Origin of the sequence: Pseudomonas typographi, assembly GCF_014694385.1 — a bacterium.
GTDB lineage: Bacteria > Pseudomonadota > Gammaproteobacteria > Pseudomonadales > Pseudomonadaceae > Aquipseudomonas > Aquipseudomonas typographi.
Genome location: NZ_JAAOCA010000063.1, coordinates 1 through 13325, shown reverse-complemented (window position 1 = coordinate 13325; position 13325 = coordinate 1). Strand labels below are relative to the sequence as shown.

Genomic DNA, 13325 nt, shown 5'->3' with positions numbered 1-13325 from the left:
CCCCGTGCCCGCGGCCGACCCCCCAGCGCCGCATAACCCGACAAAAACCCCATGAGTGAACTGCCGGAAAACGACCAGCCCATGCCGCTGGTGTCTCACCTGACTGAACTGCGCACGCGCCTGCTACGCTGTGTGATTGCCGTGTTTTTGGTCTTCGCCGGGCTGTTCTCCTTCGCCCAGCAAATCTACACCATCGTTTCGGCGCCCCTGCGCCAATACCTGCCGCCCGGCGCGACGATGATCGCCACCGACGTGGCCTCGCCGTTCCTCACGCCGTTCAAGCTGACCATGATCGTTTCGCTGTTCGTGGCGATCCCGATCATCCTGTACCAAATCTGGGGTTTCATCGCGCCGGGGTTGTACAAGCACGAAAAACGCATCGCCGTGCCGTTACTGGTGTCGAGTATTTTCCTGTTCTACGCCGGCATGGCCTTCGCGTACTTTCTCGTGTTTCCATTGATGTTCAAGTTCTTCGCCGCCGCCACCCCTGAAGGCGTGTCGATGATGACCGACATCGCCAGTTACCTGGATTTCATCATGACGCTGTTCTTCGCCTTCGGCGTGGCGTTCGAAATCCCGGTGGCGGTGGTACTGCTGGTATGGATCGGCGTGGTAGACGTCAAATACCTGAGAAAGGCACGGCCTTACGTGGTCATCGGCTGTTTCGCGGTGGGCATGGTCCTGACCCCCCCGGATATCTTCTCGCAAACGTTGCTGGCCGTGCCCATGTGGTTGTTATTCGAGGTCGGCGTGCTGTGTGGCGGGCTGATTCGCCGGCGCAGCGACGCCGAGCAGGCGCAAGGCGACGACGACAAACCACCCGTACCCCGCATGTGAACCTGCTGCTGCTCGAAGAGGCCGACTTCATCTCGGCCGGCCGGGTGGTCCTGCATGATCGCCGCCTGGCCCACCTGCATGAAGTTCACCGTGCCGCCGTGGGCGACCGCCTGCGGGTTGGGCGGCTGGGCGGGCTGCTCGGGGAAGGCGTGATCGAGCGCCTGAGCGCAGAGCAAGCCGAGCTGTCGGTGAGCTTCGACCAGCCGCCGCCGGCGAAACTGCCGCTGACACTGGTGCTGGCCTTGCCACGGCCAAAAATGCTGCGCCGGGTGTTTCAAACGGTTGCGACCTTGGGCGTGCCGAAGCTCATCCTGGTCAATAGTTACCGGGTGGAAAAAAGCTTCTGGCAAACGCCGTTCTTGCAACCTGAAGCCATCCACGCACAACTGGTGCTCGGTCTTGAGCAAGCACGCGACAGCGTGCTGCCGCAGGTGGTGATCGAGAAGCGCCTGAAGCCATTCGCCGAAGACCGCCTGCCAGCACTGGCAAGCGGCACGTTGGGGTTGGTCGGCCACCCGGGCCCCTACCCCGCCTGCCCACGCGCAGTCGACACGCCAGTGACCTTGGCCATCGGCCCGGAAGGCGGCTGGATCCCCTATGAAATTGACCTGTTGGGTAAAGCCGGGCTAAACCCGGTGCAAATGGGCGAGCGCATTCTGCGTGTCGAAACTGCGGTCACCGCGCTGCTGGCTCGCTTGTTCTGAGCCGCGCCGTGGCCAGGTTCTAGCTTTGAATCTAGAATCCGGCCACTGCTGGGGTTAGGCCAATTGTGCAGCCTTGGCCCCAGGTTGCAACGGCAGGGCCGGGGCATGCGGGTCTGCCGCGAGCGAGTCGCGCCAAGCCTTGAGCCACACCTCGCTATGCGCTTCCCACACCCGCTGGTGCAGCCGCGCCAGCGCCACCGGGTCGCTTAACAGGGCTAAGCGGTCGTTGCCCTTGATCGCCTCGGGGCCGCCCTCCAGCGCCTTGGCGACCCAGCGTTCGCGGTTCACCTCGATCAACGGGTTGCCGGGCACGTGGCGGGCGGTCGCCAGGGCACATGCCAGGGCGTTCTGCCGGGGGTCGACCACGCTGCGCACGAAACCATCCTTGAGCGCGTGGTAACGGTTTTCGTGGGTATAGCGGTCAGTCGCCGCCAGCGCTTCGGGCACGTTGTACTCTTCCGGGATAAGGAAGAAGTGCTCATCCCTGGCACGCAGGCCCAGGTTGGTACGGCTGGAAATCACCGACACCGGGATCGCCAGCATCAACGACACCACGATGGGCGCGAGCCACCACAGAAAACTCGGGTTCAGCCACCACACCAGCAGCGACCATAGCGCACCGAGCACGAATTGCGAGCCATGACGGCGCACCGCTTCGCTCCACGGGGTGGAGTCGTCATCGCGTTGCGGCGAATTCCACACCGCCGCCCAACCGAGAAATGCCGCCAGCACGAAGCGGGTGTGGAACAGCATGCGCACCGGGGCCAGCAGCATCGAGAACAGCATCTCGACAAACATCGACACAGTGACCTTGAACTTACCGCCAAACTCTTTCGCGCCTTGCGCCCAGATAAGCACCACGCTGAGCAGCTTGGGCAGGAACAGCAGCACCACTGTGGTAGAGAACAGCGCGATCGCCTTGTCCGGGTGCCATTGCGGCCACAGCGGGTAAAGTTGACGCGGCTCCAGGAAGTACGCCGGCTCCATCAGCGTATTGACCGCCAGCAGCGCGGTAGACAGTACCAAGAAGAAGAACCATAACGGCGCCGACAAGTACGACATGACCCCAGTGAGGAATACCGCGCGGTGCACCGGGTGCATGCCCTTGACCAGGAACAGCCGGAAATTCATCAAGTTGCCGTGGCACCAGCGGCGGTCGCGCTTAAGTTCATCGAGCAGATTCGGCGGTAGCTCTTCGTAGCTACCGGGCAGGTCGTAAGCGATCCATACACCCCAACCGGCCCGGCGCATCAAGGCAGCTTCGACGAAGTCGTGGGAAAGAATAGCCCCGGCGAACGCCCCCGTGCCCGGCAACGGCGCCAAGGCACAGTGCTCGATGAACGGCTTCATGCGGATGATCGCGTTATGCCCCCAGTAGTGGGATTCGCCCAGTTGCCAGAAGTGCAGGCCTGCCGTGAACAGCGGCCCATACACCCGCGTGGCGAACTGTTGCAGGCGCGCATACAGGGTATCCATGCCCGAGGCCCTGGGGGCGGTTTGCACGATACCGGCGTCCGGCGAGGCTTCCATCAGCCGCACCAGGCTGGTCAAGCATAGGCCGGTCATCACGCTGTCGGCATCGAGTACCACCATGTAGCGGTATTCGCTGCCCCAGCGGCGGCAGAAGTCATCGAGGTTACCGCTCTTGCGCTTGACCCGGCGGCGGCGGCGGCGATAGAAGATGCGGCCGAAACCGCCGGTTTCGCGGCACAGGTCGAGCCAGGCTTGCTGCTCGGCCACGGCGATGTCGCCATCGTACGTGTCGCTGAGCACGAAGAAGTCGAAACGATCCAGATCGCCAGTGGCGGCCACCGATTCATATGTGGCGCGCAAGCCGGCGAATACCCGCGGGACGTCTTCGTTGCAAATCGGCATCACCAGCGCGGTGCGCGCCTCGGGGGCGATGGGTTCGGAGCCGGCGCTGGCGCCGGAGATGCGGTATTTATCGTGCCCGGTTAGCAGCTCGAGAAAGCCCATCAGTGCCGTCCAGAAGCCGGCCGACACCCAACAGAAGAGGATACCGAACAAGATCAGGATGCTGGTTTGCAACACATAAGGCAGTACCTGCTGGGCACTGACCAGGATGGGCTGGCGGGCCACCTCCTGTAGGTCGACCAAGGCCCAACCCTGGTAGGGCATCAAGCCTTTCATGTAGTAACCGGCAACGATCGTTTGGCCGATCATCAGCACCAGCAGAATATAACGGCGGATCGAACCTACCGTACGCCAGCGGGCCTTGGGCAGGTCGCGTACATCGCTGGTAGGCTGCGGTGTTTGCGGCTTGCCGGTGAGCCGCCGCCAGCCACGGGTGACCGGGTTGGTCTTCCACGGCTCGGGTACCACCCGGGTGCGATGGATAGGCGGGGTGGCTTTCAGCTTGAGGCGCCCGGCAGCGTCTACCACGAGCATTTCATGCTCGTACAGTTCTGCCGCGCTGCCCACCGTGAGGCGTGGGCCGACCGAGGCCTGGGCACTGCCGTCGGCGCTGGGCTGCTCGGCCAGGCGCGCGTGCAGCTCAGCGAATGAGCCACAGCCCGCGAGTTCCGCGCGCTGTTGCTCGTTCAGGGGCAGGTGGGCCAGGTATTCGCTGATCGACTCTGGCTGTTGCTGTGAATTAGTCATCGGCGGGCAACTGATAGCTCCAGGTTTCGGTCAGCACTTCTTCTGTTTTGACCGGCTCGGCTGGGGTGGATGCAGCCTCGGCGGGCTGCTCGGCTTTCGTATCGGCGGTATCGGCCGGCGCGCCCTCGGCAGGCGCGGGTTTGTCTCCGGCCTTGGCCACGACTTTTCCGGCCTTGGCCGTGTTCTCGTGCTCAACCTTGGCCTTCTCGGCCTTCGCTTTCTCGGCCTCATCCTTGACGGCATCGGCCTTGGCGTCGGGGTTGACCACGTCTTGCACCAAGGCGGCACGCATTTCGACGTTCTTGCTCGTGTCCTTGACCTTGATTCGCAGGGTCAGGCGCCAGCCCTGGGTTTCCGGGTTGTAGCGTACCGTGTTTTCGACCAGGTCGGCGTTGTCGCTGACACTGACCTGGCTGCGTACCTGGGCGTCCTCAAGCATGGCCTTGAGCTTGGGCCCTTCGAAGTCGATCAGGAACGCGAGGCTGCCGTCGGGCTGGCGAACCAGGTTGGGCTGCTTCACGTCACCGGTAGAGCGCAGCGTTTGCTTGACCCAGGCTACATCGGGCGCATGCACGGAGCCTTCGTCCATCGTCCAGTGCAGGCGATAATTGAATTCCAACGGCTGGCCGGCGTCTGGCAGCTTCTCTGGGTTCCAGTAGGCCACGATGTTGTCGTTGGTTTCGTCGCCGGTGGGGATCTCCACCAGGTTCACCGTGCCCTTGCCCCAATCGCCGCGGGTTTCTACCCAGGCGCTGGGGCGTTTGTCGTAGCGGTCGTCGAGGTCTTCGTAGCGGTAGAACTCACGGCCGCGCTGCAGCAAGCCGAAGCCCCTGGGGTTTTCGATGGTGAAATTGCTCACCGAGAGGTGCTTGGGATTGTTCAGCGGGCGCCAGATCCACTCGCCGTTGCCGTTGGCAATGGCCAGGCCGCTGGAATCGTGCAGCTCACGGCGGTAGTTCATGACCTTGGCTGGCTGGTTGGCGCCAAACAGATACATGCTGGTCAGCGGGGCGATGCCCAGGCGGCTGACTTGGTCACGCAGGTACACGCGCGATTGCACATCGACCACCGAGTCGGTACCCGGGCGCAGCACAAAGCGGTAAGCGCCGGTGGAGCGCGGCGAGTCCAGCAGGGCGTAGATGATCAACTGTTTATCATCGGGGTTGGGTTTCTCGATCCAGAATTCCCTGAACCGCGGAAACTCCTCACCCGATGGCGCGGCGGTATCGATGGCAAGGCCCCTGGCCGATAACCCATACACCTGGCCCTTACCGACCACGCGGAAGTAGCTGGCACCGAGCATGGTCATCACTTCGTCGAGCTTGTCGGACTTGTTGATCGGGTACATGACCCGGAAACCTGCCCAGCCAAGGTGTTCGGTGCTCTTGGGGTCGATCTGCAAGTCGCCGAAATCGAAGCGGGCTGGGTCGTACTTGATCTCTTCGACTGTGGTGGCCGTGACTTCGTTGATTTTCACTGGCGTGTCGAATTGCATGCCCTGGTGATAGAACGACAGCTTGAAGGGGGTCTTTTCGTCGGCCCACTCGACCTTATCGCGGCGAAACTGGATCTTCTGGTAGTCGGCGAATTTCAGGTCGCGGAACGTGGGCGGAAGGTTGCTTTTGGGGGCCTCGAATTTTTGCCCCGCCAGTTCCTTGGCCTTGGCGCCAACGTCGTCCAGGCTGAACGCCCATGCCGGGGCGGCGCCCAGCAGGCAAACCAACGCTGAACCCGCAGTTAGGGCCGCCCATAGCCGTCTGCCGGTTGTTCTTTCTTTGTTGTTACAAGGACTAACAATCACGAGCTACCCTCGCCGAAAACAGATCATTTAACCAACGGCCAGCTGAAAATAGCCAGGTTGGCGAGCATTGTTCCGACTCTCAAAGGGGTAAATGATTCCCTCAGAGACACCGGCCCTCTCAAGTACGAACAAAAACGGTTTGGTAAACCGCGATCCCTGGCGCGCGATTATCTAGCAGGCCGCTTAAGAGCGCATCAGGGCGAATAAAGAATTTATGCTACAAAACCGCATTTTTAGGCAAACAGCCCGTGGTAAGCGGCCCCGGGCACCCAATTGGGCGGTGAATATCTGCTCCATAACGGCGGGCCGAGCCTAACAGCGCACATTGAAGCCGCAGTCAAACCTGTAGCAAGAAGGTCACCGGGCCATCGTTGACCAGATGCACCTGCATGTCGGCGCCGAACCGGCCGCTGGCCACCTGGGGATGCTGCACACGGGCGCGCGCCAGGAGGTAATCGAACAACTGCGCGGCCACCGGCGGCGGGGCCGCACTGGAAAAACTCGGGCGCATGCCATTGCGGGTATCGGCCGCCAGCGTGAACTGCGACACCAGCAGTAGCCCCCCGCCTGTGGCTTGCAGCGAACGGTTCATTTTGCCTTCGGCATCGTTGAACACTCGGTAACCCAATAGCTTATGAAGCAATTTGTCGGCGTGCACCGGGGTGTCGCCCGGCTCCACCGCCACCAGCACCAGCAAGCCGTGGTCGATGGCGCCGACCACGTCGCCGCCGACCTCTACCCGTGCGGCGCTCACGCGCTGCAGCAGTGCCTTCATGCTTCTTCCAGGGGCAGGTCCAACAGGCGCCGGGCCATTTGGTCGGCAGCACGCACCAATGCATCGGTAATGCCCGGCTCGGACGCCGCATGGCCGGCGTCGCGGATGACTTTCAGCTCGCTGTTCGGCCACGCCTGGTGCAGTTCCCAGGCGTTATCCAGAGGGCATATCACGTCGTAGCGGCCATGCACGATCACCGCCGGCAGGTGGGCGATCTTATGTACGTCGCGAATCAATTGGTCTGGTTCGAGAAACGCGTTGTTGACGAAGTAATGGGTTTCGATACGTGCGATCGACAGCGCCCGCGAGGGCTCTGAAAAACGGTCGACCACCAGCGGGTTGGGCCGCAGCGTGGCGGTGCGGCCTTCCCACATCGACCAGGCCTTGGCGGCGTGCATCTGGGCGATCTGGTCGCTGCCGGTCAGGCGCTTGTGGAACGCCTGCAGCAGGTCGCCCCGCTCCTCCGCCGGGATCGGCGCAAGGTAATCCTGCCAGTAGTCGGGGAACAGCCGGTTGGCGCCCTCTTGGTAAAACCACTTGATCTCTTGCGGGCGGCAGAGAAATACCCCGCGCAAGATCAGCCCATGCACCCGCTCGGGGTGCTTTTGTGCGTAGGCCAGCGCCAGGGTAGAGCCCCACGAGCCACCGAACAGCACCCATTTGTCGATGCCCAGATGCTCCCGGATACGCTCGAGGTCGGCTACCAAGTCCCAGGTGGTGTTGTTTTCAAGGCTGGCATGGGGCGTGGAGCGCCCGCAACCGCGCTGGTCGAACGTAACGATGCGATACAGGTTGGGGTCGAAATAGCAGCGGCTGGAAGCATCGCAGCCAGCGCCCGGGCCGCCATGGATGAACACCACCGGCAAACCCTGGGGCGATCCGCTTTCATCGACATACAATACATGAGGCGCTTCCACGACCAGATCATGCCGGGCGTAGGGTTTGATCTGCGGGTACAAGGTTTGCATCAGGCGCTCCGTAAGGGGAAGGTTCTGCCGGGAGGCATCATAAACCCTAATCGGCGCAGGGAGATAGACGGCGCTCAAAACACCGGTGCGCTGCGCCGTTGTACGAAACGCTCAACGTAGCCATCGGCCGGGCGGGTGAGGATATCCTGCGGGGTGCCCACCTGGATCAAGCGGCCGTCTCGCAGGATGGCGATCCGGTCGCCCAGGCGTAGCGCTTCGTCGAGGTCATGGGTGATGAATACGATGGTTTTGTGCAGCCGCTGCTGCAAGGCGCGCAGTTGGTCTTGCATGTCGGCGCGGGTTAGCGGGTCCAGCGCACTGAAGGCTTCGTCCAGCAGCAGGATATCGGTGTCGACCGCCAGCGCACGGGCCAGGCCCACCCGCTGGCGCATGCCGCCGGAGAGCTGCTCGGGGTAGGCCTGTTCGAAGCCTTTCAGGCCCACCGTATCCACCCAGGCCATGGCCTGCTCGGTGCAGCGCGCAGGGCTATCGCCACGCAGATGCAAGCCATAGCCAACGTTAGCTAGCACGGTTTTGTGCGGCAGCAGCGCGAAACTTTGGAACACCATGCTCACGGTGTGCCGCCGGTACTCCCGCAGCGCCTTGGGCGCAAGCTGGAGCACGTCTTGGCCGTCGACCAAGATACGCCCGCAAGTCGGGTCTATCAGGCGGTTGAGGTGGCGCACCAAGGTCGACTTGCCCGAGCCGGACAACCCCATGATCACAAAGCTCTCGCCGGCGGCGATGTGCAGTGAAAGGTCCGCGACCCCAACCACACACCGGCAGCGTTCGAGTATCTCGTCCTTGCCCAACCCCTCGCTAAGCAACTGCAAGGCCTGTTGGGGCCGGTTACCGAACACCTTGGTGACCCCTTCCAGAACGATGTTGGCCATCATTTTCCCCGCCGCCGCGGTTGGCCATAGGCCTGGGTGATACGGTCTATGGCGACCGCCAATGCGACGATCGCCAGGCCTGCCTCCAGTCCCCGGCCCACGTTCAATGTCTGGATGCCGGTGAGCACATCTTCGCCCAAGCCGCGCGCGCCGATCATCGAAGCGATCACCACCATCGACAGCGCCATCATGGTGGTCTGGTTGATGCCGGCCATTATGCTGGGCAGCGCCAGCGGCAATTGCACGCCGAATAGCTGTTGCCAGGGCGTGGCGCCAAAGGCGTTGACGGCTTCCATGACCTCTTTGTCGACCTGGCGGATGCCTAAGTCGGTGAGCCGCACCACCGGCGCGATGGCATAGACTACCGTGGCGAAAATCGCCGGCACCTTGCCCAGGCCGAACAGCATCAGCACCGGTATCAGGTAAACGAAGCTGGGCAGGGTCTGCATCACGTCGAGCACGGGCATCAATACCAGCCGCAGCCTTGGCCAGCGCGCTGCCAGCACGCCGAGCGGCACGCCCAGCAGTACCGAAAGCGCCGTGGCCACCAGCATCAGCGCCAGGGTTTGCATGAGTTTGTCCCACAGCCCCACCGCGCCGACCAGGAACAACAAGCCGGCGATCAACACCGCGCTGCGCACCCGGCCGGTGGCGTGCCAGGCCAGCGCGCCGACCACCAGCAACAACACCCACCAGGGCGTGGCGCGCAGCAGCCCCTCAAGCCCCACCAAGGCCCAGAGCAGGCTGTCGGACACTTGGCGCAACGCATCGCCATAGCGGGTCACCAACTGGTCGACGAAGCGGTTGACCCAATCGGCGATGGAGAATGTAAGGCTGTCTGGGAACATGAGGCGCTCGTGTCGGCAAAGGCCAATAAAGCCTAGACCACACTGGCAGCGAAACGGCTCAACGGCTGAAACGCCCCTCGAGGCGGTGCCGGCTACCGGGGTGGACCAACCGCGCCAGGGTGACCGGGTGGCGCCCCGACCATGTGCGCCGGCGAATCAACAGGCATGGCTCGGCCTCGGGGATCTGCAACCATTGGCATTCGTGCGGCTCGGCCAATATCGCTTCGACCAGGTGCTCACCCTCGGTCAGCGGCGCTACGCGGTTCAGGTACACGTACGGGGTTTCACGGGTGAAGTCTTGCTGCAGGTAATCCGGCGCCACCGCCGGGTTGACGTAACGGTCTTCGATCTGCACCGGTATGTCGTTCTCCAGGTGCAGCAACACCGAATGGTACAGCCGCGAGCCTTCGCGAATATCGAACGCCGCCGCCAAGTGCGCACCCGCTGCCGCCTCGCCGAGTTCCAGCACTTGGCAACGGTGGCGGTGGCCACGCTGGCGAATCTCATCGGCGATGTTGTGCACCTCGAACAGTGCCGATTGGGTTTTCGGCTCTGCCACAAAGGTGCCCACCCCCTGCATGCGCACCAGCAACCCTTCGGCCGTGAGCTCTCGCAGGGCACGGTTGATGGTCATGCGGCTGAAGCCCAGTTCATTGACCAGTTCGCTTTCCGACGGCACGCGGTAGTGGGGCGGCCAACTGCCGTTGCTGATCTGCAGGCTGATCATTTGCTTGACACGGGCATACAGCGGCGCGGGGCTTTCCCCCATTTGCGCCGCCAAGGAAGAGGGGATGGGCGGTGTCGGCATGTGAACCCCTGTAACGGTAAAAGGCAGCGGGCATCAGGCAGCCGCTGGTGGGGGCAGTTTAACCGCCTGGCCCGGGGCTGCATATGTCTATACAACCGTAACGCCCCGCTTCACTGGCCAATGCTGCTGTCGGCGGCGCGCCAAATCAGCCGGCGGGTGTCGTAGCCCTGCTGGCGGGCCTTGGCCATCAGCAACTGGGCGATAGCGTCTGGGACCGTGGGGCGACGCGACAGCAGCCAGAGGTATTTGCGGGTGGGGTCGCCGACCACGGCCAACTGGTAATCGTCGCTCACGTACAGCACCCAATAATCGCCCTTGGCCAAACCGGGGAATAGCCACGAAAAAGCGTTATCGAAGCGTACCCAGAGCTTGTCGGTTTTGCCTGCCACTTGCGCCGTCGCGGTGCCGTGGGCTTGTTCCCACTGGCCGGCCTGGGTTCGGCAGCGGTTAAGCACATCAAGGCTGCCATCGGCCTTGAGCTGGTAGGTGGCTTGGGATTGGGCGCAGTTGCGCTGGAAGTACATCGGTAAGCGCGCCTGCTCGTACCAGGTGCCCTGGTAACGCTTGAGGTTGACGCGCCCAGCGGTCTGCGGGCGGATATCGGGCCCGCCGGTGTTGGCGCAGCCGCCAAGGGCAGCCAACAGCAGCAGGCCGAGGCACAGTGCCCCAGTTCTCATTGCAGGCCTTGTTCGGTATAGAGCGCCACTTTATCGGCGGCAAATTGCACGCTGACGAAGCGTTGTTCATCGCCCCAGGTACAACTGGCCATGGCCAGGGCACCGGAACACTGCACAGGCTTACCGAGCAGTTGCTCAACCTGCGCGCGGCCCATGCCGGTTTTGATTTTCGAATAGTTTTCCATCGTCAGCTTGTTGCAACCGGCGAGGGCAAGGCAGCAGCAACACACGGCCAAAACACGGGCATACATGTAAAATCTCCGAGCCAGGGTGAGCCTTTGAGAACATCCGCAGCATGCGGTTCCAGCCGGGTGAAAAAAACAGCCTAGCGGCACAGGCAGGTGGCCCATACCGGGTTCATGTTTTCCCCGGCGTTGCCGACATCCTTGCCAGCATCGCTGCATTCACACCGAACGGAGAGCCCCATGCTACGAGCCACTAAGCTATGCGCACACGTAATCTGAAATTCAGCCACAAGATCCTACTGGTCGCCGGGCTGATCGTGGTTATCGCCTTTACCTTGTTCGTGCTGTTCAACGATTACCGGCAGCGGCAAAGCCTATACAGTAAGACCGAAGCGTCCATGCGCGACTTGGGCGTATTGACCACTAGCAACGTTCAGACTTGGCTGCAAAGCCGCATCGAGCTGGTGCAAACGATGGCCCAGCAAATCGAGGTGCAGGGCGCGGACCCTGCGAATTTGCCGAGCATCGTCGGCCTGCCGACCTACCCGGCCAACTTCCAGCTCAGCTATTTTGGCGGTAGCGACGGGTTGATGTTCTCGGTACCGGCCGGCAACCGCCCGGCTGACTATGACCCGCGCGCCCGTGGCTGGTACAAGGCCGCCAGCAGCGCCGGGCAAACCATCGTCACCGAACCCTACATCGCGGCCTCTAGCGGCAAGCTGGTGGTCACGGTCGCCTCACCGGTGCAACGTGCCGGGCAAATGATCGGCGTAGCCGCCGCGGACATCGACCTCAGCCGTATCAGTGCCATTATCAACTCGCTGAATTTCGGCGGCCATGGCCACGCGTTCATCGTCAACGCCGCGGGCAAGGTGCTCATCCACCCAGACGACAAACGAGTGCTGCAAACCCTGGCGCAGGCATTTCCAAAAGGGGCGCTGAGCCTCAGCCCTGGCCTGCAGGAAGTCGAGCAAGCCGGCAAAACCCGTTTTGTCGCCTTTACCCATGTCGATGGCATCCCTTCGGCAGACTGGTACGTGGGCCTAGTGCTGGACCGCGATGCGGCCTACAGCATGCTCGATGAGTTTCGCACCAATGCCATCATCGCCACCGTGATCGCGGTGCTGATCATCATCGTGCTCCTGGGTGTGCTGATCCGGGTGTTAATGGCGCCACTGAACGTGATGGGCCGCGCTATGGAGGATATCGCCGAAGGCGAAGGCGACCTGACCCGCCGCCTGGTGATCCACGGCAATGACGAATTCGGCCAACTGGGCATGGCCTTCAACCGCTTCGTCGAGCGCATTCATGAGTCTATCCGTGAAGTGTCGTCCGCCACCGCCCAGGTCAATGAGGTGGCAGGCCGGGTGGTCGAGGCCTCGAACGCTTCGATGCACAACTGCGACCAACAGGCCAACCGGACCAGCAGCGTGGCGGCCGCCGTTAACCGGTTGGGCGCCGCCGCCCAGGAAATCGCCCAGAACGCAGCGCTGGCCTCGCAGCACTCCAGCGACGCACGTGGCCTGGCCGAAGAAGGCCAGCAGGTGGTGGAGCGCACCATCACGGTAATGGGCGAGCTGTCGAGCAAGATCAGCGATTCGTGCAGCAACATTGAAACGCTCAACAGCAATACGGTGAATATCGGCCAAATCCTCGAGGTCATCACCGGGATTTCCCAACAAACCAACCTGCTGGCGCTCAACGCTGCCATCGAAGCCGCCCGGGCCGGCGAGGCCGGCCGCGGCTTCGCGGTGGTGGCCGACGAAGTGCGCAACTTGGCGCACCGCACCCAGGAGTCGGCGCAGCAGGTGCAGAAAATCATCGAAGAGCTTCAGGTGGGCGCCCGCCAAGCGGTGGCCATGATGACCGAAAGCCAAAGCCAAAGTGAAAACAGCGTAGGTATCGCCAACCAGGCAGGCGAGCGGTTGGGCAGCGTAACCCAGCGCATCGGCGAAATCGACGGCATGAACCAATCGGTGGCCACCGCCACCGAAGAGCAAACGGCGGTGATCGATACCCTTAACCAAGACATCACCGAGATCAACACCCTCAACCAAGAGGGTGTGCAAAACCTGCAAGCGACGTTACGGGCGTGCGGCGACCTGGAGCAACAGGCCAGCCGGCTCAAGCAACTGGTGGGCAGCTTCAGGATATAAGCGGCTTTACCGGCGCAGCCAAGGCCGTGCTTCGGCGCTAACGGTATGCGC

Annotated in this window: 12 protein-coding genes; 3 read left to right on the top strand and 9 right to left on the bottom strand. The window is 62.6% G+C overall.

The genetic code is table 11. The features are described 5' to 3' along the window. Window positions 1-51 precede the first annotated feature (51 nt). Both tatC and HAQ05_RS26835 read left to right on the top strand, forming a co-directional pair. A complete protein-coding gene (gene tatC / locus HAQ05_RS26840; RefSeq protein WP_190427148.1) occupies window positions 52-837 on the top strand; it encodes a twin-arginine translocase subunit TatC in 786 nt (261 codons plus the stop codon). Then, the gene (locus HAQ05_RS26835; RefSeq protein ID WP_190427145.1) at window positions 834-1541 is read left to right on the top strand and encodes a 16S rRNA (uracil(1498)-N(3))-methyltransferase; all 708 of its coding nucleotides are present in this window, start codon (window positions 834-836) and stop codon (window positions 1539-1541) included. The genes tatC and HAQ05_RS26835 overlap by 4 nt, the downstream gene beginning before the upstream one ends. 54 nt (window positions 1542-1595) lie before the next feature. Here the strand turns inward: HAQ05_RS26835 and mdoH are convergent, their stop codons facing one another. The 9 genes from mdoH to bamE form a co-directional block, all read right to left on the bottom strand. Beyond that, window positions 1596-4163: a glucans biosynthesis glucosyltransferase MdoH gene (gene mdoH / locus HAQ05_RS26830; RefSeq protein WP_190427140.1), complete on the bottom strand. Its 2568-nt coding sequence runs from the start codon at window positions 4161-4163 to the stop codon at window positions 1596-1598. Continuing rightward, entirely contained in the window at window positions 4156-5964 is a 1809-nt protein-coding gene (locus HAQ05_RS26825; protein WP_190427138.1) for a glucan biosynthesis protein, read from the bottom strand. Before HAQ05_RS26825 ends, mdoH begins: the two co-directional genes overlap by 8 nt. A 337-nt stretch (window positions 5965-6301) precedes the next feature. After that, a complete protein-coding gene (gene dtd, locus HAQ05_RS26820; protein WP_190427135.1) occupies window positions 6302-6739 on the bottom strand; it encodes a D-aminoacyl-tRNA deacylase in 438 nt (145 codons plus the stop codon). After that, window positions 6736-7707: a prolyl aminopeptidase gene (gene pip / locus HAQ05_RS26815; RefSeq protein WP_190427132.1), complete on the bottom strand. Its 972-nt coding sequence runs from the start codon at window positions 7705-7707 to the stop codon at window positions 6736-6738. Before pip ends, dtd begins: the two co-directional genes overlap by 4 nt. A gap of 74 nt (window positions 7708-7781) precedes the next feature. Further along, the gene (locus tag HAQ05_RS26810) at window positions 7782-8603 is read right to left on the bottom strand and encodes a quaternary amine ABC transporter ATP-binding protein (protein WP_190427130.1); all 822 of its coding nucleotides are present in this window, start codon (window positions 8601-8603) and stop codon (window positions 7782-7784) included. Beyond that, on the bottom strand, window positions 8600-9448 hold the full coding sequence (locus tag HAQ05_RS26805; RefSeq protein WP_190427128.1) for an ABC transporter permease: 849 nt from the start codon (window positions 9446-9448) through the stop codon (window positions 8600-8602). The genes HAQ05_RS26810 and HAQ05_RS26805 overlap by 4 nt, the downstream gene beginning before the upstream one ends. A gap of 58 nt (window positions 9449-9506) precedes the next feature. Further along, window positions 9507-10256 (bottom strand): histidine utilization repressor, encoded by a 750-nt coding sequence (gene hutC, locus HAQ05_RS26800; RefSeq protein WP_190427126.1) that lies wholly within the window; start codon window positions 10254-10256, stop codon window positions 9507-9509. A 110-nt stretch (window positions 10257-10366) separates the two neighbouring features. Further along, window positions 10367-10933 (bottom strand): lipocalin family protein, encoded by a 567-nt coding sequence (locus tag HAQ05_RS26795; protein WP_190427123.1) that lies wholly within the window; start codon window positions 10931-10933, stop codon window positions 10367-10369. Next, on the bottom strand, window positions 10930-11184 hold the full coding sequence (gene bamE / locus HAQ05_RS26790; RefSeq protein WP_190427122.1) for an outer membrane protein assembly factor BamE domain-containing protein: 255 nt from the start codon (window positions 11182-11184) through the stop codon (window positions 10930-10932). Before bamE ends, HAQ05_RS26795 begins: the two co-directional genes overlap by 4 nt. A 194-nt stretch (window positions 11185-11378) precedes the next feature. Between bamE and HAQ05_RS26785 the strand changes: the two genes are divergently transcribed. Continuing rightward, window positions 11379-13274: a methyl-accepting chemotaxis protein gene (locus HAQ05_RS26785; protein ID WP_202988126.1), complete on the top strand. Its 1896-nt coding sequence runs from the start codon at window positions 11379-11381 to the stop codon at window positions 13272-13274. The last annotated feature ends 51 nt before the right edge of the window (window positions 13275-13325 follow it).